The organism is Cryobacterium glaciale, assembly GCF_004402535.1.
GTDB classification, from domain to species: domain Bacteria; phylum Actinomycetota; class Actinomycetes; order Actinomycetales; family Microbacteriaceae; genus Cryobacterium; species Cryobacterium glaciale.
This window is the reverse complement of the sequence record NZ_SOEY01000016.1, coordinates 15,605-34,411: the sequence shown is the minus strand read 5'-3', so window position 1 is coordinate 34,411 and position 18,807 is coordinate 15,605. Positions and strand designations below refer to the sequence as shown.

Annotated in this window: 21 protein-coding genes; all 21 read right to left on the bottom strand. The window is 64.7% G+C overall.

The features are described from left to right. Positions 1-7: 7 nt before the first annotated feature. The 21 genes from rpsS to E3O06_RS18245 all read right to left on the bottom strand — a co-directional run bounded on the left by rpsS (position 8) and on the right by E3O06_RS18245 (position 18,693). Positions 8-289: a 30S ribosomal protein S19 gene (gene rpsS / locus E3O06_RS07595; protein ID WP_092107237.1), complete on the bottom strand. Its 282-nt coding sequence runs from the start codon at positions 287-289 to the stop codon at positions 8-10. A gap of 9 nt (positions 290-298) precedes the next feature. Next, entirely contained in the window at positions 299-1,138 is an 840-nt protein-coding gene (rplB, locus tag E3O06_RS07590) for a 50S ribosomal protein L2 (protein ID WP_134502416.1), read from the bottom strand. Between the two features lie 22 nt (positions 1,139-1,160). Continuing rightward, entirely contained in the window at positions 1,161-1,463 is a 303-nt protein-coding gene (gene rplW / locus E3O06_RS07585; protein WP_092107233.1) for a 50S ribosomal protein L23, read from the bottom strand. Then, positions 1,463-2,113 (bottom strand): 50S ribosomal protein L4, encoded by a 651-nt coding sequence (gene rplD / locus E3O06_RS07580; protein ID WP_105033352.1) that lies wholly within the window; start codon positions 2,111-2,113, stop codon positions 1,463-1,465. Before rplD ends, rplW begins: the two co-directional genes overlap by 1 nt. 5 nt (positions 2,114-2,118) lie before the next feature. Next, positions 2,119-2,778, bottom strand: coding sequence for a 50S ribosomal protein L3 (rplC, locus tag E3O06_RS07575; RefSeq protein WP_092107229.1), 660 nt, complete (start codon positions 2,776-2,778; stop codon positions 2,119-2,121). 8 nt (positions 2,779-2,786) lie between these two features. Continuing rightward, entirely contained in the window at positions 2,787-3,095 is a 309-nt protein-coding gene (rpsJ, locus tag E3O06_RS07570) for a 30S ribosomal protein S10 (protein WP_035834607.1), read from the bottom strand. Positions 3,096-3,593: 498 nt separating this feature from the next. After that, positions 3,594-4,037, bottom strand: coding sequence for a hypothetical protein (locus E3O06_RS07565; protein ID WP_134502413.1), 444 nt, complete (start codon positions 4,035-4,037; stop codon positions 3,594-3,596). Positions 4,038-4,221: 184 nt separating this feature from the next. Continuing rightward, entirely contained in the window at positions 4,222-5,415 is a 1,194-nt protein-coding gene (tuf, locus tag E3O06_RS07560) for an elongation factor Tu (protein WP_134502410.1), read from the bottom strand. A gap of 135 nt (positions 5,416-5,550) precedes the next feature. After that, positions 5,551-7,665: an elongation factor G gene (gene fusA / locus E3O06_RS07555; RefSeq protein ID WP_134502407.1), complete on the bottom strand. Its 2,115-nt coding sequence runs from the start codon at positions 7,663-7,665 to the stop codon at positions 5,551-5,553. A gap of 129 nt (positions 7,666-7,794) precedes the next feature. Next, positions 7,795-8,265: a 30S ribosomal protein S7 gene (gene rpsG / locus E3O06_RS07550; RefSeq protein WP_092107221.1), complete on the bottom strand. Its 471-nt coding sequence runs from the start codon at positions 8,263-8,265 to the stop codon at positions 7,795-7,797. Further along, positions 8,265-8,639 (bottom strand): 30S ribosomal protein S12, encoded by a 375-nt coding sequence (gene rpsL / locus E3O06_RS07545; RefSeq protein ID WP_035834602.1) that lies wholly within the window; start codon positions 8,637-8,639, stop codon positions 8,265-8,267. The genes rpsG and rpsL overlap by 1 nt, the downstream gene beginning before the upstream one ends. Before the next feature lie 513 nt (positions 8,640-9,152). Continuing rightward, complete coding sequence (locus tag E3O06_RS07540; RefSeq protein WP_134502404.1) at positions 9,153-9,842, bottom strand: spermidine/putrescine ABC transporter substrate-binding protein; 690 nt, start codon at positions 9,840-9,842, stop codon at positions 9,153-9,155. A 55-nt stretch (positions 9,843-9,897) separates the two neighbouring features. Beyond that, complete coding sequence (locus tag E3O06_RS07535) at positions 9,898-10,389, bottom strand: DUF6121 family protein (protein WP_134502402.1); 492 nt, start codon at positions 10,387-10,389, stop codon at positions 9,898-9,900. A 131-nt stretch (positions 10,390-10,520) separates the two neighbouring features. Then, complete coding sequence (locus tag E3O06_RS07530; RefSeq protein WP_134502400.1) at positions 10,521-11,585, bottom strand: hypothetical protein; 1,065 nt, start codon at positions 11,583-11,585, stop codon at positions 10,521-10,523. Positions 11,586-11,672: 87 nt separating this feature from the next. After that, complete coding sequence (locus E3O06_RS07525; RefSeq protein WP_134502397.1) at positions 11,673-12,359, bottom strand: hypothetical protein; 687 nt, start codon at positions 12,357-12,359, stop codon at positions 11,673-11,675. After that, complete coding sequence (locus E3O06_RS07520; RefSeq protein ID WP_134502395.1) at positions 12,356-13,042, bottom strand: hypothetical protein; 687 nt, start codon at positions 13,040-13,042, stop codon at positions 12,356-12,358. The genes E3O06_RS07525 and E3O06_RS07520 overlap by 4 nt, the downstream gene beginning before the upstream one ends. Further along, positions 13,039-14,145, bottom strand: a complete 1,107-nt coding sequence (pilM, locus tag E3O06_RS07515; RefSeq protein ID WP_134502392.1) for a type IV pilus assembly protein PilM — start codon at positions 14,143-14,145, stop codon at positions 13,039-13,041. Before pilM ends, E3O06_RS07520 begins: the two co-directional genes overlap by 4 nt. 64 nt (positions 14,146-14,209) lie before the next feature. Beyond that, the gene (locus tag E3O06_RS07510; RefSeq protein ID WP_241979974.1) at positions 14,210-16,015 is read right to left on the bottom strand and encodes a hypothetical protein; all 1,806 of its coding nucleotides are present in this window, start codon (positions 16,013-16,015) and stop codon (positions 14,210-14,212) included. Further along, positions 16,012-16,686, bottom strand: coding sequence for a PilW family protein (locus E3O06_RS07505; protein WP_166788139.1), 675 nt, complete (start codon positions 16,684-16,686; stop codon positions 16,012-16,014). The genes E3O06_RS07510 and E3O06_RS07505 overlap by 4 nt, the downstream gene beginning before the upstream one ends. Further along, on the bottom strand, positions 16,683-18,083 hold the full coding sequence (locus tag E3O06_RS07500) for a type II secretion system protein (protein ID WP_134502385.1): 1,401 nt from the start codon (positions 18,081-18,083) through the stop codon (positions 16,683-16,685). Before E3O06_RS07500 ends, E3O06_RS07505 begins: the two co-directional genes overlap by 4 nt. A 160-nt stretch (positions 18,084-18,243) precedes the next feature. Then, positions 18,244-18,693, bottom strand: coding sequence for a type II secretion system protein (locus E3O06_RS18245; protein ID WP_277612248.1), 450 nt, complete (start codon positions 18,691-18,693; stop codon positions 18,244-18,246). Positions 18,694-18,807 lie beyond the last annotated feature (114 nt).

Genomic DNA, 18,807 nt, shown 5'->3' with positions numbered 1-18,807 from the left:
CCCCGCGTTAGCGGCGACGGCCCTTCTTGTCGTCCTTCACGTGTCCACGGAAGGTGCGGGTGGGCGCAAACTCGCCGAGCTTGTGTCCGACCATGCTCTCGGTGACGAACACCGGGATGTGCTTGCGTCCGTCGTGCACTGCGATGGTGTGTCCGAGCATGTCGGGGATGATCATCGAGCGGCGCGACCAGGTCTTGATTACGTTCTTGCTCTTGGCTTCGTTCGCCGCGAACACCTTGCGAAGCAGGTGGTCGTCAACGAAAGGGCCTTTCTTAAGACTTCTTGGCATCGTCTACTCCTACTTACGCTTCTTGCCGACGGTGCGGCGACGAACAATGAGCTTGTCGCTTTCCTTATTCGGGTGGCGGGTGCGCCCTTCCTTCTGGCCCCAGGGGCTGACGGGGTGACGTCCACCGGACGTCTTACCCTCACCACCACCGTGCGGGTGATCGACCGGGTTCATGGCAACACCACGAACGGTCGGGCGAACGCCTTTCCAGCGCATACGTCCGGCCTTGCCCCAGTTGATGTTCGACTGCTCGGCGTTGCCGACCTCGCCGATCGTCGCGCGGCAGCGAGCATCCACGTTGCGGATTTCACCAGACGGCAGACGAAGCTGGGCGTAGACGCCCTCCTTCGCGACGAGGCGAACCGACGAACCGGCGGAGCGGGCCATCTTGGCGCCACCGCCCGGACGCAGCTCGATCGCGTGAATGATGGTACCGGTGGGGATGTTCTTCAACGGCAGGTTGTTGCCGGGCTTGATGTCAGCCCCGGCTCCCGACTCGATGATGTCGCCCTGTGAGAGCTTGTTCGGCGCGATGATGTAACGCTTCGTGCCGTCGATGAAGTGCAGGAGCGCGATGCGCGCCGTGCGGTTCGGGTCGTATTCAATTTCAGCGACGCGGGCGTTGACGCCGTCCTTGTCGTTGCGCTTGAAGTCGATCACGCGGTACTGGCGCTTGTGGCCACCACCGATGTGACGGGTCGTGATACGGCCCTGGTTGTTACGTCCACCGGTCTTGTGGAGCGGACGCAGAAGCGACTTCTCCGGGGTGGAACGCGTGATTTCCGCGAAGTCGGCAACGGATGAACCGCGTCGACCCGGGGTCGTGGGCTTGTACTTACGAATAGCCATTAGTTATCCCTCTGCCTGTCGCTTAGCCGACGGCCGTGAAGATGTCGATGGAGCCAGACTTGAGCGTGACAATGGCACGCTTGGTGTCCTTGCGCTTGCCCATGCCGAACTTGGTGCGGCGAGTCTTGCCCACGCGGTTCAGGGTGTTGATCGAAGCGACCTGCACCTTGAAGATCTTTTCGATCGCGAGCTTGATCTCCGTCTTGTTCGAGCGGGGGTCAACGATGAAGGTGTACTTACCCTCGTCAATCAGGCCGTAGCTCTTCTCAGAGACAACCGGAGAGATGATGATGTCGCGGGGGTCCTTGTTGGTCGCGATAGTCATTATGCGGCCACCTCTTCCTTCTTGGTCTTGCTCTCCACGAACGCGTTGAACGCGCCGGTGGTGAAGACGATGTCGTCGCTGACGAGCACGTCATAGGCGTTGAGCTGATCCCACGAGAGGATGTGCACCGTCGGGATGTTGCGAATGCTGCGCAACGTGGTCTCGTCGGTACGCTCGAGAACGACCAGCACGTGCTTGCTCGTGGCGATCTGCGTGAGCAGCTCCAGGGCAATCTTCGTGTTGGGGGTCTCAGCCGTGAACAGTGCCTCGACAATGTGCAGGCGGCCACCGCGGGCGCGGTCGCTCAGTGCACCCTTGAGGGCTGCGGCGATCATCTTTTTCGGGGTGCGCTGGTCATAGCTGCGCGGGGTCGGTCCGTGGACGATTCCACCACCGGTCATCTGGGGAGCGCGGATCGAGCCCTGACGAGCGCGACCGGTTCCTTTCTGCTTGAACGGCTTGCGGCCGGCACCGGAAACTTCTCCACGGCGCTTGACCTTGCTCGTTCCCTGGCGTGCGGCAGCGAGCTGCGCGACAACGACCTGGTGGATGAGGGGAATGTTGGCGGGAACGTCGAAGAGCTCGTCGGGAAGCTCGGCAGAGCCTGCCTTCTTGCCCTTGGCGTCAATGATGTCGAGTGCTGTAGCCATAAGGACTACGCTCCCTTCACTGCGTTGCGAACGAATACGAGGCGGCCACGAGCACCGGGAACGGCACCCTTGACGAGCATGAGGCCCTTGTCGGCGTCAATAGCGTGCACCTTGAGGTTCAGCACGGTTACGCGCTCGCCACCCATACGACCGGCCATGCGCATGCCCTTGAAGACACGGCTCGGGGTCGAGGAAGCACCGATGGAACCGGGCTTGCGGTGGTTGCGGTGCGAACCGTGAGAGGAGGAGACACCCTTGAAGTTGTGACGCTTCATAACACCGGCGAAACCCTTACCCTTGCTGGTGCCCATGACATCAACCTTGGTGCCGGCAGCGAAGACACCGTCAACGGTGAGCTCCTGGCCCAGGTTGTAGTCAGCGGCATCCGCGGTGCGGAGCTCGGTGATGTGGCGACGCGGCGTGACGCCGGCCTTGTCGAAGTGACCGGCAAGGGGCTTGTTGACCTTGCGCGGGTCGATGGGGCCAGCGGCGATCTGAACGCCGTTGTAGCCGTCGACGGCCTTGGTGCGAATCTGCGTGACAACGTTCGGCGCGATCTCGATGACGGTAACGGGAACAAGCTTGTTGTTCTCATCCCACACCTGGGTCATGCCGAGCTTCTTGCCGAGGAGACCCTTGGTGGTCTTGGTATCGGAGTAAGACATCGCGGGCCCTAGAGCTTGATCTCGATGTTGACGTCGGCCGGAAGGTCGAGGCGCATGAGCGAGTCAACAGCCTTCGGGGTCGGGTCAATGATGTCGATCAGACGCTTGTGGGTGCGCATTTCAAAGTGCTCCCGGCTGTCCTTGTACTTATGAGGGGAACGGATGACACACACCACGTTCTTCTCGGTCGGAAGCGGCACCGGGCCGACGACTGTAGCGCCCGCACGGGTCACTGTGTCGACGATCTTGCGCGCCGAAATGTCGATGACCTCGTGGTCATACGACTTAAGTCGAATGCGGATCTTCTGTCCCGCCATGTCGAACTCTCTCTCTGTCGAGGCGTCTTACAGACAACGGCACGATTTGCCGAGGTTGCATTGGACGCCGTAGTAGCACTGCTGCTATTAGCACCACTGTTCATATGTCAATTTCGATTTCACGCCGAATAACCGACGCTCATCGTCAACGTCGACTCCCAGAAGCAGACTCTGGGGGACGGCACGGTTTTACCCACGCCGACCAGATCGTTGATTTATGCTGCGCTCTGCTCCCTGCGGCCTAGCCTGCAATCAACGCTCTTTCGATGCTTGATAAAGCACAGGTGTTTTTCGAAAGAGTGTGACGCGACTATGCACTGCCTGGCAGTGATTCCGGCTACGCGTAGCGCACGCCGAAAGTGTTGAACTAGAAGAGTCTGCCACACAGTTGCCATTACATGCAACCCGGGCGTGTCGCGCGCGGCGTGTCGCGCGATAGAGCAGCCGATGCACGCCGCCGCCCGGCTGCGGGCATCCGTTTTCGTGCTGCTGGCGGAGCTAGCCCTGGGTGATGCCGGCGGCCACACGCGGGCTCTGCTCGGGGCAGCTCTTCGCGGAGGATTCGGTGAGCACGCGCTCGGCCATGATCTGGCGGGATTGCTCCGACAAGCCGGTCGTCGGGTATTCGGCGAGCACCTCGGTGATGATCTCGGGAATCGACAGGGTGGCGTATTCCTTCAGGCTGTCGCAGACCAGAACGCTGTAGACGCTCACGGTGCTGGCCACGATGTTATCGAGAATCTGCTCCTCGGTCTGCGCGCTGGCCGACGGGGTTGGTGTGGGAATGATGGTCGGCGCCGGGGTCGGTGTCACCCGGGTGGCGGCGGATTGGGCAGCGGGAGCGGATCCGGCCAGGCGCGGCACGATCACCACAGCGAGGACGCCGACCACGACGACCGCGATCACCATCAGGATGCGCATTTCCAGTTTCGATATCTGCATGCGCAGACCATAACCGGATATCACGATTCTCGCCCCGGGTAGGCGAGCAAACGTCATCTGCTTGAAATATGGGACGCGACTTCAGGGGGCGTGCCCGCGGGGTGCTCCGTGCCTGCTGGGTACACAAAAGGGGGCCGGGCCCGAAGGCCCGACCCCCTTTCAGGAGATCAGTAGATAAAAAAGACTACTTGATGATCTTGGTCACCGTGCCGGCGCCGACGGTGCGGCCACCTTCACGGATAGCGAAGCCGAGGCCCTCTTCCATGGCGATCGGCTGAATCAGCGCGACAGTCAGGTCGGTGGTGTCGCCAGGCATGACCATCTCGGTGCCCTCGGGCAGCGTGATGACGCCGGTGACGTCCGTGGTGCGGAAGTAGAACTGCGGGCGGTAGTTCGCGTAGAACGGGTTGTGACGGCCACCCTCGTTCTTGCTGAGGATGTACGCGGTGCCCTCGAAGTCGGTGTGCGGCGTAACCGAACCCGGCTTGACGACGACCTGGCCGCGCTCAACGTCTTCGCGCTTGGTGCCACGAAGAAGAAGTCCACAGTTCTCGCCGGCCCAAGCCTCGTCGAGCTGCTTGTGGAACATCTCAATACCGGTAACCGTGGTCTTCTGCGTCGGGCGGATGCCGACGATCTCGATCTCGGAGTTGATCTTGAGGGTTCCACGCTCGGCGCGGCCCGTAACAACGGTGCCACGGCCGGTGATCGTGAAGACGTCCTCGATCGGCATCAAGAACGGCTTGTCCTTGTCGCGGATCGGGTCCGGAATGAAGTCGTCAACAGCCTTCATGAGCTCAAGGATGTTGGCGGTCCACTTCTCGTCGCCTTCAAGCGCTTTGAGTGCGGAGACCTGGATGACGGGGGCGTTGTCGCCATCGAAACCCTGGCTGGAGAGAAGTTCACGAACTTCGAGCTCAACGAGCTCCATGATCTCTTCGTCATCAACCATGTCGGCCTTGTTCAGCGCGACGAGCAGGGTCGGAACGCCGACCTGCTTGGCGAGAAGAACGTGCTCACGGGTCTGAGCCATCGGGCCGTCAGTTGCGGCAACCACGAGGATTGCGCCGTCCATCTGAGCAGCACCGGTGATCATGTTCTTGATGTAGTCAGCGTGGCCCGGAGCATCGACGTGCGCATAGTGACGCTTGTCGGTCTCGTATTCAACATGCGAAATGTTGATCGTGATGCCGCGCTGGCGTTCTTCCGGAGCCGAGTCAATCGACGCGAAGTCGCGCTGAACGTTGATCTTGGAGGGGAACTTATCGGCAAGAACCTTGGAGATCGCTGCAGTCAGCGTGGTCTTTCCGTGGTCAACGTGACCGATCGTTCCGATGTTTACGTGCGGCTTTGTCCGCTCGAACTTGGCCTTGGCCACTGTGGGTCCTCCTCAGGACTCGCGTGCAAATTCACGGCCGCCGTTATGAGCGGCCGGTATGCGCTGGATGTGTCTACTTATGTTACTCGGGCCAGGTGGCCTAAGCGATTCAGGGCCCGTAGGCCACCTTAGGGGTTATTCGCCCTTGTTCTTGTTGATGATCTCGTCGGCAACAGCCTTCGGGACCTCCGCATAGCTCTCGAACGTCATCGAGTACACCGCACGGCCGCTGGTCTTCGACCGCAGGTCACCGATGTATCCGAACATCTCCGACAGTGGAACGTGAGCGCGAATTACCTTCACGCCCTGCGCATCCTCCATGGTCTGGATCTGCCCACGACGCGAGTTGAGGTCTCCGATTACGTCACCCATGTATTCCTCAGGGGTACGAACTTCGACCGCCATCAGCGGCTCGAGCAGAACGGGGTTCGCCTTACGAACGGCTTCCTTGAAGCCCATCGAGCCGGCAATCTTGAAGGCCATCTCCGAGGAGTCGACGTCGTGCGCAGCACCGTCAAGCAGGCTGGCGCGCACGCCCACCATCGGGTAGCCGGCCAGGATGCCTACGCGGAGCGCATCCTGAATTCCAGCATCCACCGAGGGGATGTACTCACGCGGGATACGGCCACCGGTGACCTTGTTGAGGAACTCGTACGACTTCTCAGCAGTGATTTCCATCGGCTCGATCGCGATCTGAATCTTCGCGAACTGGCCGGATCCACCGGTCTGCTTCTTGTGCGTGTAGTCGTGACGCTCAACGGACTTGCGGATCGTCTCGCGGTACGCAACCTGGGGCTTGCCGACGTTCGCCTCAACGTTGAATTCACGCTTCATGCGGTCGACGAGGATGTCCAGGTGAAGCTCACCCATTCCCTTGATTACCGTCTGGCCAGTTTCCTGGTTCTGCTCGGTACGGAAAGTGGGGTCTTCTTCGGCGAGCTTCTGAATGGCAAGGCCCAGCTTTTCCTGGTCCTGCTTGGTCTTCGGCTCGATAGCGACCTCGATGACCGGGTCAGGGAACGTCATGGACTCAAGTACGACCTGGGCGTTCGGGTCGCACAGGGTGTCGCCCGTGGTGGTGTCCTTGAGGCCGATGACCGCGTAGATGTGACCGGCGGTCACGAAGGCCACCGGGTTCTCCTTGTTGGCGTGCATCTGGAAGATCTTGCCGATGCGCTCCTTCTTACCCTTGGTCGAGTTGATGACCTGGGCTCCGGAGTCGAGACGGCCCGAGTACACGCGCACGTAGGTGAGGCGACCGAAGAACGGGTGCACCGCAACCTTGAACGCGAGAGCCGTGAACGGCTCCTCGGCGTCGGGGTGACGCATGATGACCTTCTCTTCGTCGCGCGGGTCGTGTGCCTCAATGGCAGGCACGTCGAGCGGCGTCGGAAGGTAATCGATGACAGCGTCGAGCATCGGCTGAACGCCGCGGTTCTTGAACGCAGAACCACAGAGAACCGGGTAGATCTCACTGTTGATGGTGAGCTTTCGGATGGCGCCCTTGATCTCGGCAACCGTCAGCTCTTCGCCGGCGAAGTAACGCTCCATGAGGTCGTCGTCGGTTTCAGCGACGGTCTCGAGCAGGAGCTTGCGGTACTCGGCAGCCTTTTCGACGAGGTCAGCAGGGATCTCTTCGATGGCGTACTTCGAGCCCATCTCCACGTCACCCTTGGAGTCGCCGCGCCAGGTCAGCGCACGCATCTGAACGAGGTCAACGACACCCTCGAATTCAGACTCTGCACCGATCGGCAGCTGGATGACCAGCGGCTTCGCGCCGAGGCGCTTGATGATGGTGTCGACCGTGAAGTAGAAGTCGGCGCCAAGCTTGTCCATCTTGTTGACGAAGCAAATGCGGGGCACGTCGTACTTGTCGGCCTGACGCCACACGGTTTCGGACTGGGGCTCAACGCCCTCCTTGCCGTCGAACACGGCAACGGCACCGTCGAGGACGCGGAGCGAACGCTCCACCTCTACGGTGAAGTCCACGTGTCCGGGGGTGTCGATGATGTTGATCTGGTTGTTGTCCCAGAAACACGTCGTCGCAGCGGAGGTGATCGTGATGCCACGTTCCTGCTCCTGCGCCATCCAGTCCATCGTCGAGGCGCCGTCGTGGGTCTCGCCGATCTTGTGGTTGACACCCGTGTAGAACAGGATGCGCTCAGTCGTGGTGGTCTTGCCAGCATCAATGTGAGCCATGATGCCGATATTGCGGACCTTACTCAGGTCGGTGAGCACGTCAAGTGCCACGGGGGTCCTCCGGAAGGGTAGGGGTGGGTATGCGGAACAGGGCCGTAAGCATCCGCTGATCAGTGGTGCAGGCGCGTGCAGAACTCAGCACGCGCCTGCTTACCGATCAGGAATGCTCGATGGATCTAACTACCAGCGGTAGTGAGCGAAGGCCTTGTTCGCTTCAGCCATCTTGTGAGTGTCTTCACGACGCTTGACAGCGGCACCGAGGCCGTTGCTCGCGTCGAGGATCTCGTTGGTGAGACGCTCGGTCATGGTCTTCTCGCGACGCGCCTTGGCGTAGCTGGTCAACCAGCGCAGCGCGAGGGTGTTGGCGCGGTGCGGCTTGACCTCAACCGGAACCTGGTACGTGGAACCACCGACGCGGCGCGAACGAACCTCGAGGGTCGGACGGACGTTGTCGAGTGCCTTCTTCAGCGTGACGACGGCATCCAGCTCGTTCTTGGCGGAGACTCCGGCGAGGGCATCGTAAACGATGCGCTCGGCGAGGCCTTTTTTGCCATCGAGAAGGATCTTGTTGACGAGCTGGCTGACGATGGGTGCACCGTAAACCGGGTCGGCAATGACAGGGCGCTTGGGAGCGGGTCCTTTACGGGGCATTACTTCTTCTCCATCTTTGCGCCGTAGCGGCTACGTGCCTGCTTGCGGTTCTTGACGGCCTGGGTGTCCAGTGCGCCGCGAATGATTTTGTAACGCACACCGGGGAGGTCCTTAACACGGCCTCCGCGCACGAGCACCATGGAGTGCTCCTGCAGGTTGTGGCCCTCGCCGGGAATGTAGGCGGTGACCTCGGTGCCGTTGGAAAGCTTGACGCGGGCGACCTTGCGCAGAGCCGAGTTCGGCTTCTTCGGGGTGGTCGTGTAAACGCGGGTGCAAACGCCGCGCTGCTGCGGGTTGGACTTCAGGGCGGGAGCCTTGGTCTTGGTGACCTTGGGGCTACGGCCCTTCCTGACCAACTGCTGAATGGTGGGCACTAATTACTCCTTGTTATTGCTGCACGGTGACAGCTTTGTGATGGTTAGCATTCGACCGCTTCTTTCGAATTTGGTCGAGTTCATCTGGACCCGCTTGAACCCACACGATTGCTCGCGCGTGTTTTGGTGGGTATGCCGTGGGGGCTACTCGATGAGCAAACCCTGCATGTGTGGAATCTCGGCCTGTGCTCTCAAGAGGGCAAAATTCAGGCGCACGACAAAGCGCACACCCGGTAATTCTAGCCCGACGGTGCCTGCCCGGTCAAATGGGATGCGCCCCGGGTCGCGGGCGCCCGTTCGCTACCTTTTCCCCGGTCTTCTTCTACTTCTTCTTCCCGGGCCCGGGCCCGGTTGCTGGGCCCATGTTCTATCGTGGTCCCGCTTTCACAACATGGGCCCGGTCACCGGGATCTTGAATTTACGCACGCCGGGCTCATAACCCGGGCGTCATAGCATGGGCCCGTTTTCCGGGACCGGGCCCGGAAAGCGACGAGAGCGGATGCTGCGACCCAACTAAGGATTGCGCGGCCAGAAGTCGAGGGTGCTCTCGAGGTCAGCGAGCAGGGCCTGCACCTGCGGCTCGACGTACTGCGCGATCGCAGCGAGCAGGCGGGGCCGCTCGTGCGCGAGCTGCGCGCAGACTCGAAGCCCGACCTGGGTCGCGAACTCGTCGGCGAGCTGCATCTCGCCCTTCAGCGCGGCCTTCTCCTCGGCAGTGAGCGGCGGGAGGGGGTCGGCGGGTTTGCTGGCATGGGGCGTCACAGACTGGGTGGACGCCGGCTGGGGTTCGGGGGGCTGCTGGTCGGCGAGCTCGCTGAAGGTGAAGAGGTAGGGGGCATCCGCTGCCGGTTGGGGGTCGAGGTCGAGGCCGCGAAACTCCGGGTCGAGCCCCTCGGCGGGCCGGTAGGCCTGGGCGGATTCGCGACGCTCGCTCAGGTTGAGCTCGTGCGCGAGCATGGGCAGGTTGAGTTCGGTGTATTCGTCGACCGACGCGTCGATCACGATCTTCATGCGCATCGACAGGGCGTGCTGCACGACGTGGGGCACGTCGACGGCGATTCCGGCGGAGGCGACGATCGGGGACCCGAAGCACTGACGACAGAGGCGGGCGCGGCCGCGGTGCGTCGCGGGGCGCCAGCGGGTGATCCAGCGCAGCCAGGTCTCAACCTCGTGGTTGACGCGCGACTCGATGGACCTGTCCATAGTGCACAAGGGTACTCGTACCCGCCTCACGCGTGGGATGGCAACGACACGCGGGCTAGTTGTCGTCGTTCTTCTCCCAGGGCCACTCGGGAGCGCCAGAGCCCGAGGGTTTGGCGAGCAGCACGACGAAGAACAGAAATGCGATGAGCCAGCCGCTCACGGCCACGGCGATCGCGAACGGGCTGATCATCTCGCCGCCGATGAAGACGACCGAGCGAAAGAGTTCGCCGGCACCGAGGCTGTAGAACACTCCCCCGGAGACGCAATAGCCCAGGTAAGCGGCGGCGCCGGCCATGAAAATCGGCGGGGGCGGAACGTGCGCCAACCGTTCGGGCGAGCGCAATACCGCGCTGAGCACGACCCAGACCAGCGCGAGGACTGCGGTGGTGACCATGATGGGGCCGAGGAGGGCGCCGGCATCCGTTTCGTTGATGACGTCGCGGTTGAGCAGCAGGCTCAGCACCCCGAACGCCGCCACGATCAGGGCCACGTACAGGGCCACCGAGAACGCCGCCACGGTGATCGCGTACTTTCGGTATTCCCGCATGGCTCCAGCGTAGGCCCGCGGGGTGCTGCGCGCGGCCCAGCGGATGCCGGCCCCGGCCTGCCCGAGACCGGCCCCGACGTTCCGGGCCCGGGCCTCGTCCGCAATAAGGAGCCGGGGCGAGAAGCCTGGGGCTACGGGCGGGTGAGGTGCGGGCCGTCGGCGAGCAGGCGTTCGTACTCGGTGCGCGCCTCAAGGTTCTTAGCGGTGACGCGGCGTCCGCGGCGGGCGATCCAGGCTCCGGCCCAGATCGGTACCTCCCGGGCGATGAGCCCGGCCGCGATGGCCCCGGGGTTCAGCCACAGGCTGCCGACGATGCGGCTGAGTTCGCCCGGGCTGAGTCCGTCGGACCGGCCGTCGAGGACGAGGCCGAGCATGGCCGCGCCGATGTAGGAGAAGTAGACAATGACGCCGACGAGGAATCCGAAGAGCACGTAGGCCCACCAGCCGCCCCGGTTGACCAGGGCGATCAGGGCGCTGTAGGCCAGGAAGAAAAAGATGACCGGAAGGTAGAACACCGGCAGCGCAGCAAACTCGGTGAACCCGCTGACGGTGTCGGCGATGGTCGTGCTCGTCACACCGATGATGATGAACGCCGCGACGGCGTAGAGCACCGCGAAGACGACCGTGGCGAGCAGGGCGATGAGAATGCCGCCGCCCCGGTTGCTGCGGTCCTTCGGCTTGGTGGGCGCCTGCACATAGATGGGCGATTGGGCCGGCGGTGTGTAGGACGGCGCAGTGGCCACGGTAACTTCTTCGACCGGCTGTTCCACGCCGGTGGCCGTTCCCACGACGCGCTCCTCCGGCACGATCTGCACGACCGGCTCGGAGTCGAAAGCCGTGCTCGTGGCCGGGACGGTCTGAGCGGGAGCATAGGAATCGGCGTAGTCGTCGGCCAGGCTCGGCGCGTCGGCATCAGCGGACGCGACCGGGGCGGCCGTGGACATGGGTGCCAGGTTGCGGTCGTCCGCCGAGGCCGTCACGGCATCGGCGCGCTCAGCCGCGCTCAGGTTGGCGTTGATGGCGTCATAGTCGATGACGATGGGTTCCTGCACGGGTTCCGGCTCCACCGCCCCAGCTGCCGGCGCAGCGTGCTCGCCCTGGTCGCTGGAACCGTGCTCGGCCGGGCTCACATCGGGCGCTGCGGCAGCATCCGTTTCCGGGTTCTTCTTGCCGTCGATTGGCGTGTTGTCGCTCATGCTGAACTCCTCGTGGCCTTCGCCGTGACTGACTTCTACTGTACCAAGGGCGCAGCAAATGCCATGAAGACTCGGCGCGCCGCCGTATTATCCAACGGATGCCGGCGCCGCTGCAACGAGCGAATACACCAGTCCAGAGACGGTCGCGTTCACCAGGCCAGCCGGCCCGGGCGCCCGGGCGGTGTCGAGGCCGCTGACGAGGAACAATCGGCTCCCGGACTGCAGACGGGAGACGAAGTCGAGCACCTCGGCGTAGCTGCCCGTCACGGTGACCTGCAGCGGGAAGGCCGCGAAGTTGGCGGCGGTGACCTCCGTCGCGACCGTCGCGGCCAGAGCTGCGGGCGCAACAGGCGCGACCGCCGGCACAGCCGCCGGAGCCGCCGCCGCATCGGTCACCGCGGGCACCCCCGCCGCGACCGGAAGGATCGGCGCGTAGGCCACCGCCTCGGTCACCGTCATTCCGGTCAGGGTGAGGCCGGCGGCCAGGGCCTCGGCGTCGAGCTGATCTACCAGGGCCGGCATCGCCGAGCCGCTCGGCACCGACTCGGCGAGCGCATCCGCTGTCGTCGTGAGGGCGTCGAGGTTCGCGAAGTCGTGCTTGAGGCGAGCGAGCAGGGCCACGTGCCCGGCGTTCGTCGCCTGCACGGCGGCGCGGCTCGCGTTGGCGGCGTTCATGCTGTCGAGTTGCGGGGCAATGCCGAGCAGCCAGCCGAGCACGACGATGACGCTCGTCACCAGCACCGAGCCGATGAGCCAGAGTTTGCTGTGGTTCATGGCTGCTTCTCTTCCTTCGGATCGGACGTCGGGTCGAAACGATGCGCGAACGCCAGATCGTTGACGTGCATGGTGATGGTGACCGTGTAGATGCCGGTGGTCTGGTCGAGGGCGACCGAGCCGGGCAGGGCGTCGGCGAATCCGTCAAGGGTGCCGAGCGCGCTCAGCCAGGCCGGAATGTCCGGCAGCAGGGCACTCGTGGCGGTGAACGACACCGTCGCCACCCGCACCCCCTGCAACGGCGCGGTCGCCTGGGCGTAGGCCGCGAGCGGCGTGGCCGAGTCGACCTGCACGGAACTGATCGCCACGCTGCTCGGAAGGGTGTTCTGCACGGCGCCCAGGTAGTCCGTCCAGTCGATCTCGGTGGAGGCTCCCACCCGCTGCGCCGCCTCGGTGAGGGTGACCCGGTTTTGCAGGGCCCGCACGGCAAAGTACTGGCCTTGATCGGTCAACAGGGTCGCGGTGCGCGCCTGCTCGCTGGCCAGGTCGGCCTGCGCCGTCAGCGAGAGCGCCGTCGCCGAGCCGACGAGCAGCCCCACGATCACGGCCACTCCGACGACGCCGAGGCTCAGGCGCCGACGTTGCTGCTGGCCGCGCCGCTCAGCGCGCACCTCGGGCGGCAGCAGGTCGAGCCGCTGATCGCCGCCGATGACGAGCGCTTCATCTTTCGCACGGCGACTCATGCGGCACGCCCGAGCGCAAGTCCGAGGGCCACGGTGTAGGCGGCGCTGCCGAGACGCAGCCCCTCCGCGTCGATAGCGGATGCCAGCCCCACCGTCGACAACGGATCCCCCGTTGTCACCCCCAACCGGGTCAGTTTCGACACGGCCTCCGGCAGCCCCGGCAGCTGGGCTCCCCCGCCGCTGAGCACGATCGCGGTCACCGGGTCGCTCGGCCGGGTACTCGCGTAATAGCTGAGGGTGTTGACCACACTGCCGAGTTGGTCGTTCATGACCTCGGCGATGATGTGGGCTCCGGCCGTGTCGATCGGGCCCGATCCGCCGGCGAGGATCCCGTCGAAGGAAACCTCGTGGCGGGGCGTCCCGTCGGCGGTGGTCGCGGCCAGCAGGCCGACGCGACGCTTCCGCAGGTCGGCGGTGGCAGCATCCGTTTTCAGGCCAGCCGCGAGCGCCTGGGTGACGTCGTCGCCTCCGGTGGGGATGATACGCACGAACTGCGGCACGCCCTGCCGGGTGATGACCACGCTCGTGGTGGTGGCGCCGAGGTCGATCACGGCGACGACGCCGTCGATGCCGGGGCGGGTGACCAGCAGACGGCTGACCGCGAACGGGATGAGGTCGACGTCGATCGTGGTGAGGCCGGCCAGGCGGGCCGCCGACACGTTGGCGACCACCGCGGCCTTGACCGCCGCGATGAGCAGCCCGTTCACGGTGGGCCCGTGCTCGGTGGTGGATTCGGAGATGGGATAGAAGTCGAGCAGCGCGTCGGCGACGGGCACCGGCAGCAGGTCCTGCACCTCGAACGGCAGCGACTGGCGAATGCGCGCCAGCGACATTTTGGGCACGCTCAGGTCGCGGGCGAGCACCCGCTGGCTGCCCATGCCGAGCACGACCTGGCGGGATCGAAACCCGCCACTCGACCACAGTGCCTTGAGCGCGGCCGCGACGGTGTGCGGTTCGAGCACCTCACCGCCGCTGACGGCGCCGGTCGGCAGTGGCACCTCGTGGTAGCGCAGCACGGTGGGCCGGGTCTTGCCGGGGTTTCGAACCTCTACGGCGCGCAGATGCGCGGTGCCGATGTCTATTCCTACGACGCTCTGGGCCACGAGGAGTGCTCCTTATATATAGGGACGGGTGAACTGACGAGTGGATGCTGGGCGCGGCCGGTCATTACGGAACCGCCGCACCCCGCGCGGTGAACGCCGAACTCACTTCAACCAGCAGGTTCACGCTGTAGCGGGCCGACACCGGCGAGAGGAATTTGGGCGGCGCTATGTAGCGAAAGCGCGGATCGTAAGTGTAGTTCTTGGTGTAACCGTTGCTGCCGGAGCGCACGATCCCGCGGTACTTCTGTGCGAGGGAACCGTTGATGGTGAGCGTTCCCTGCGCGCCGCCGCGGTCGTAGTTCTGCACCTGAATGGTGTGGTCGAGCGAGAGCATGGCCGCGTCGATGCGCCGATTGTCAGGCAGGATGGCGCCGCCTGCACCGCGGCCAACCCCCGGGCAAATCACCCCATGCGTACTGTCGCAGTACGGGTTCCAAACCCAGATGGCATTCTGCGCGACCAGCCCGAGCACGTCGGTGGATGCATCCGAATAAATGATGTCGCCGGTGACGTAGAGAAAGTTGTCGGTGGCGATGGTCATCGTGCCGTCCAGGGTTCCCTTGACGAAGGCATCACCCCTCCGGCAGTCATAGGACCGGGCGCTTGGCGCGGTTTCATGCGTCACGGGAAAGCCGATTCCGTTGCCGACGGAGCAGGTGGCCGCGCTTTGGCCGCTCGGCCAGTCGGTGCTGCTCGTATAGTTCGGATCAGTCACGACGCCCGGAACGCTCTGGACGAAGAGCAGGTTCGCGTTCAACACCGGGACGGTGGCGCCGGCCGTAGAGCCGAGCTGGCCATTGGCATTTCCCGGTAGGCCGCAGGCCGCCGGCGTGCTGCCCGACGTCGCCGGGTCCCCGACGATGCGGGTCTTCTTGGTCCAGGGCGAACGGATGGTCATCGTGCCCGAGCTATTCAGTACGATGCTGGTCGGGCCGGTGTAGAGGCAACCCGGAGCGTCGATACCGGCGTCGGTCCGGGTTTCCTGCTTGAGCTGCATGTTGGTAGCCGGCATCGCGATGACCGGGCTGGTCGTCGGCTGGCCGCCGTTGAATACTTGACCGGAGCAGGCGCCGCCGTTCGAGTTCTGTTTGAGGTAATTCGACCCGGTCGGACCCGGGCTTCCGGTGGTGACCAGCCCGTTGAACGTGGCATCACAGATGCGGATGGTGTCGTTGGAGTGCGCCGGACCGTTGATGACGTCGCCGCCGCCGAAGGCGATATCTCTACACGGTACTGAGCGGCCCGCCCAGGCATAGGTGTCGGCGCAGGCGGTCAGGCCGCTCTGTTCCGGATCCTGGATCTCATAGATCGTGAAATAGAGGTAGTCAATGAACCCGTCCTGGCGCAGGTTGGCAACGATGCTACGGGTGGAGGTGCCCACCCGGCCGGTGGAGCGGATGCGCAGAACGCCCGAGGCGGAATAGACGGAGTTGTCGACCTCGTACCGGTAGCTGGCCGTGCCGCCGCTGCCGGCGACGCTGCCCCAGCCGCCCGCGGCTCCCACGTCGAACGCGGGATTGGGCACAGAGGGAGGCGTCAGAGCGCTTCCGACGCTGAAGGCGGCGGCCGAGTTGCCATAATGAAAGTAGGTGTTGTCGTTGGCGAGGCGGCTTTCGTAGTCGGCGACCCCGGCATAGGCGGCGGCCATTGCGCCGTTCCAGTTTTGATCACTCGTGGCCTTGAGGCTGCCGCTGACCGAGAACGTCATAGCGGTGGCGACGAGCGTGAGCAGCAGCAGCCCGAGGCCGATCACGACGACGAGCGCCGCGCCGCGTTCGGAAGCGGCGTCCGGTTCATTCGGCCCGCGCCCGAGGCGCGCGCGAGCTGCGCGCACGAAGGCGGAGCCGCGCGCGTTCGACCGGGCGCTCATGGCCGGGCCGCCAGAGCCACGTTGGGCATACCGACCGTATTCTGCAGGGTGACCGCGCTGCGAGCATCCGTCGGGCTGGCCTGCACGGTGAGATTCACCGAAATGGCGGCGATGCTGCGCAGCTCGGTGGCCGTGAAGGCACCGGCGCTGGCCACGGGCACCCCCGCGCTGTCCAGGTAGCGAAACAGTGCGGTGCCGCCCGGCGCGACGCTCTCGGCGACGATGCGCGACGACTGGGGCGTCGTTTCGAAGGAGAAGAATCCGCCGGCGAGCGCGATCGACGCCCAGCGGGTCTCGATGAGGCGCCGGTCGGCGTCGACCGCCAGCTGAATTTTCACCGGCCGCTGCGCCGACATGCCGAGGTTGACGTAGGCGTACAGGGTGAGCGCTTCCGCGGTCGCCTCCTCGACGGCCGGGTCGGAGAGCGGATGCCCCGCCACGGGGTTCGCCGTGGCCGCGCGGATGACCCGAGCCACCTCGTTCATACCGTTGGACACCTGTCGGGTATTACTGCCGAGCGACTTGGCCTGATCGAGCGACCGGGTCGCAGAGATGTAGAGTCCGGAGATCATGCTTAGAAGCACGCCGAGCAGCACCATCGAGACGAGCAGTTCAACGAGGGAGAGCCCGCTCTCCCGGTTGCCTGCCCGCAGCAGCTGCCAGCGCGTCACGGGGCCACGACCAGGCGCGGGTCCAGCGTGACGACGGACCCGGCAATGCTGCCGCGAGTGAGTAGGACCAGGTTCGCCGCCGGGACCGGTGCGATTGTCGTGGCGCTGGAGGCACCAGAGAACAGTGCGAATGAACCGAACGGGAGGCCGAGTTGGGCCGAGGGGCCGGCGGGCAGCGGCCCGAAGCTGAAGGTGGTCTCGAGAGCGCAGCCGGGGTCTCCGGCCGCAACTCCGGCCGGCTGTGAGACGGCCAGCAGGTACTGCCCGGCCAGGCCGGACACGGTCAGCACGCCGAGCGGTACGTCCACGCTCGCGCCGCCACCGGGCAGCGTGGCGACCTGGGCCGCCGCCGTGCCGATCGCGCCGTCGGGGGCCGGCGTCGTCCAGGCCGCCGGATCGACCGCGACGCAGCCGTTCGTGGTGGGCGTGGGTGCCACGTAGCTGCCCGCGAATACCTGATAGCCCGACGCGAATGGATGCAGCCGAACCGCTTGGGTGGTGGCGGTACTAGCGTTCAGGGGCGTATAGGCGGCATAGGTGCTGCGCCAGGTTGTGTGCAGGTCGTTCGGGAGCAGGGTGGTTCCCGAGGTCACGTTCGTGCCGTAGCTGGCCGTAATCGTGCCGGCCAGGTCATAGGCGAAGGCAACGGATGCTGCTCCCCCGGCCGCAACGCCGACGGTCATCGTCGACGAGCTCGCCTGGTTCTTGTCGACGAAGTTCGGTCGGGACGCGCTCACGTCGTACGTGCCGGGTTTGACCTTGAGCAGATAGCTGCAACCCTGCGCATCCGTTGCCGTTGGGGTCTCGGTCAAGGTTGCAGCAGCATTGGGCACGACGCCAGGCACGGCTGAGATGGCCACACCGGCGGCGCCGCTGCCGGAAGCGGTCAGCACCGAGACGAGGATGGTGCCGAGGCCGGGATCGTTGATGCGGCTGCCAGGGGCGAGAGCGCTGTCGGCGCGCACGACCGGGGTCGTTGCGCGCATGCTGTCCCAAGTGACGGAGACGTTGACGCGGCGGTAGCGCAGCTGGCCGCCGCCGGATCCGCAGTTGCCGTCGGCACCGGTGGTGGTTTCCCAGTCGGTGGAGCGGTGCACGCTGAAGGTCGTGCCGTTCTGCACGACGGTGGTGGTGCGGTCGAGCACGCTGAACACGTCGCCCGCCGATCGGGCCAGGTCGATCTCCTGCGCTGCGAGGTTGGTGGCGGCTTCGCGTGACCGGGCGTCGTTGCTGAGGTAGAGGGAGGTGACGATGCCGTAGCCCACACCGACCGCGATGACGGCGAAGATCAGCATGGCGATGAGAACTTCGATGAGGCTGATGCCGGCGTCGTTGCTGTTGTTACCGGTGGCGTTTCGGGCGATGCGGCGGCCCAGGTGACGGAGCAGGGTGTGCACGAGAGCCTCCTTCGCGAGGTCAGGGTGAGAAAACCGCGCGGCCGGGGCGACCCGAAGGCCTACCCCGGCTCATGCCGATTGGGAGAGGTAGCGGTGCAGAGAGATGAAGCAGGGCTGCCAGCGGATGCTGCGGCCGGGCCGGCGCATCCGCTTGCGTGGCTTAGAAGGTGCAGCCGGTCCCCGGGTGGGCGGCGTCGACCTTGGCGATGGCGGCGGACTCCGTCACGTAGTACTGCGAACCGATCGAGCTCGTGGCGCCAATGCAGAACGTGCTGGCGGTGAGATTCACGTAGTTGATCGTGGTGGTGTTCGGGCCCTGGGTGAAGCCGTAGCTGACGACGCCGGGAATGGCCGTGAACGCGGCGGTGGCCGGCATGGCACCGGTCTCGGTCTGCACGGCGATGATGGCGGTCTTGGCGTTGGCGAGGTCGCTCTTGACGCTCGCGTCCTTGGCGTTGTTCTGCACTCCCAGGTAGACCGGGATGGCGATGGCCGCGAGAATTCCAATGATGATCACGACGACGAGCAGCTCGATCAACGTGAACCCTTTCTGGTTCTCGGTGAAACGTGCGCGGCGCAGGTTGAGGGAAGCGAGCAGGCGAGTAAGCATGGGGGTGTCCATTCGGGTTGGAGTGGGTGGTGCGAAAGCGAGCCGGGTAAGGACTCGTAATGCTGTGCGGTGATTCTTCCGATCGAGGGTGCGATCGGAGCTTCAGATTAGGGG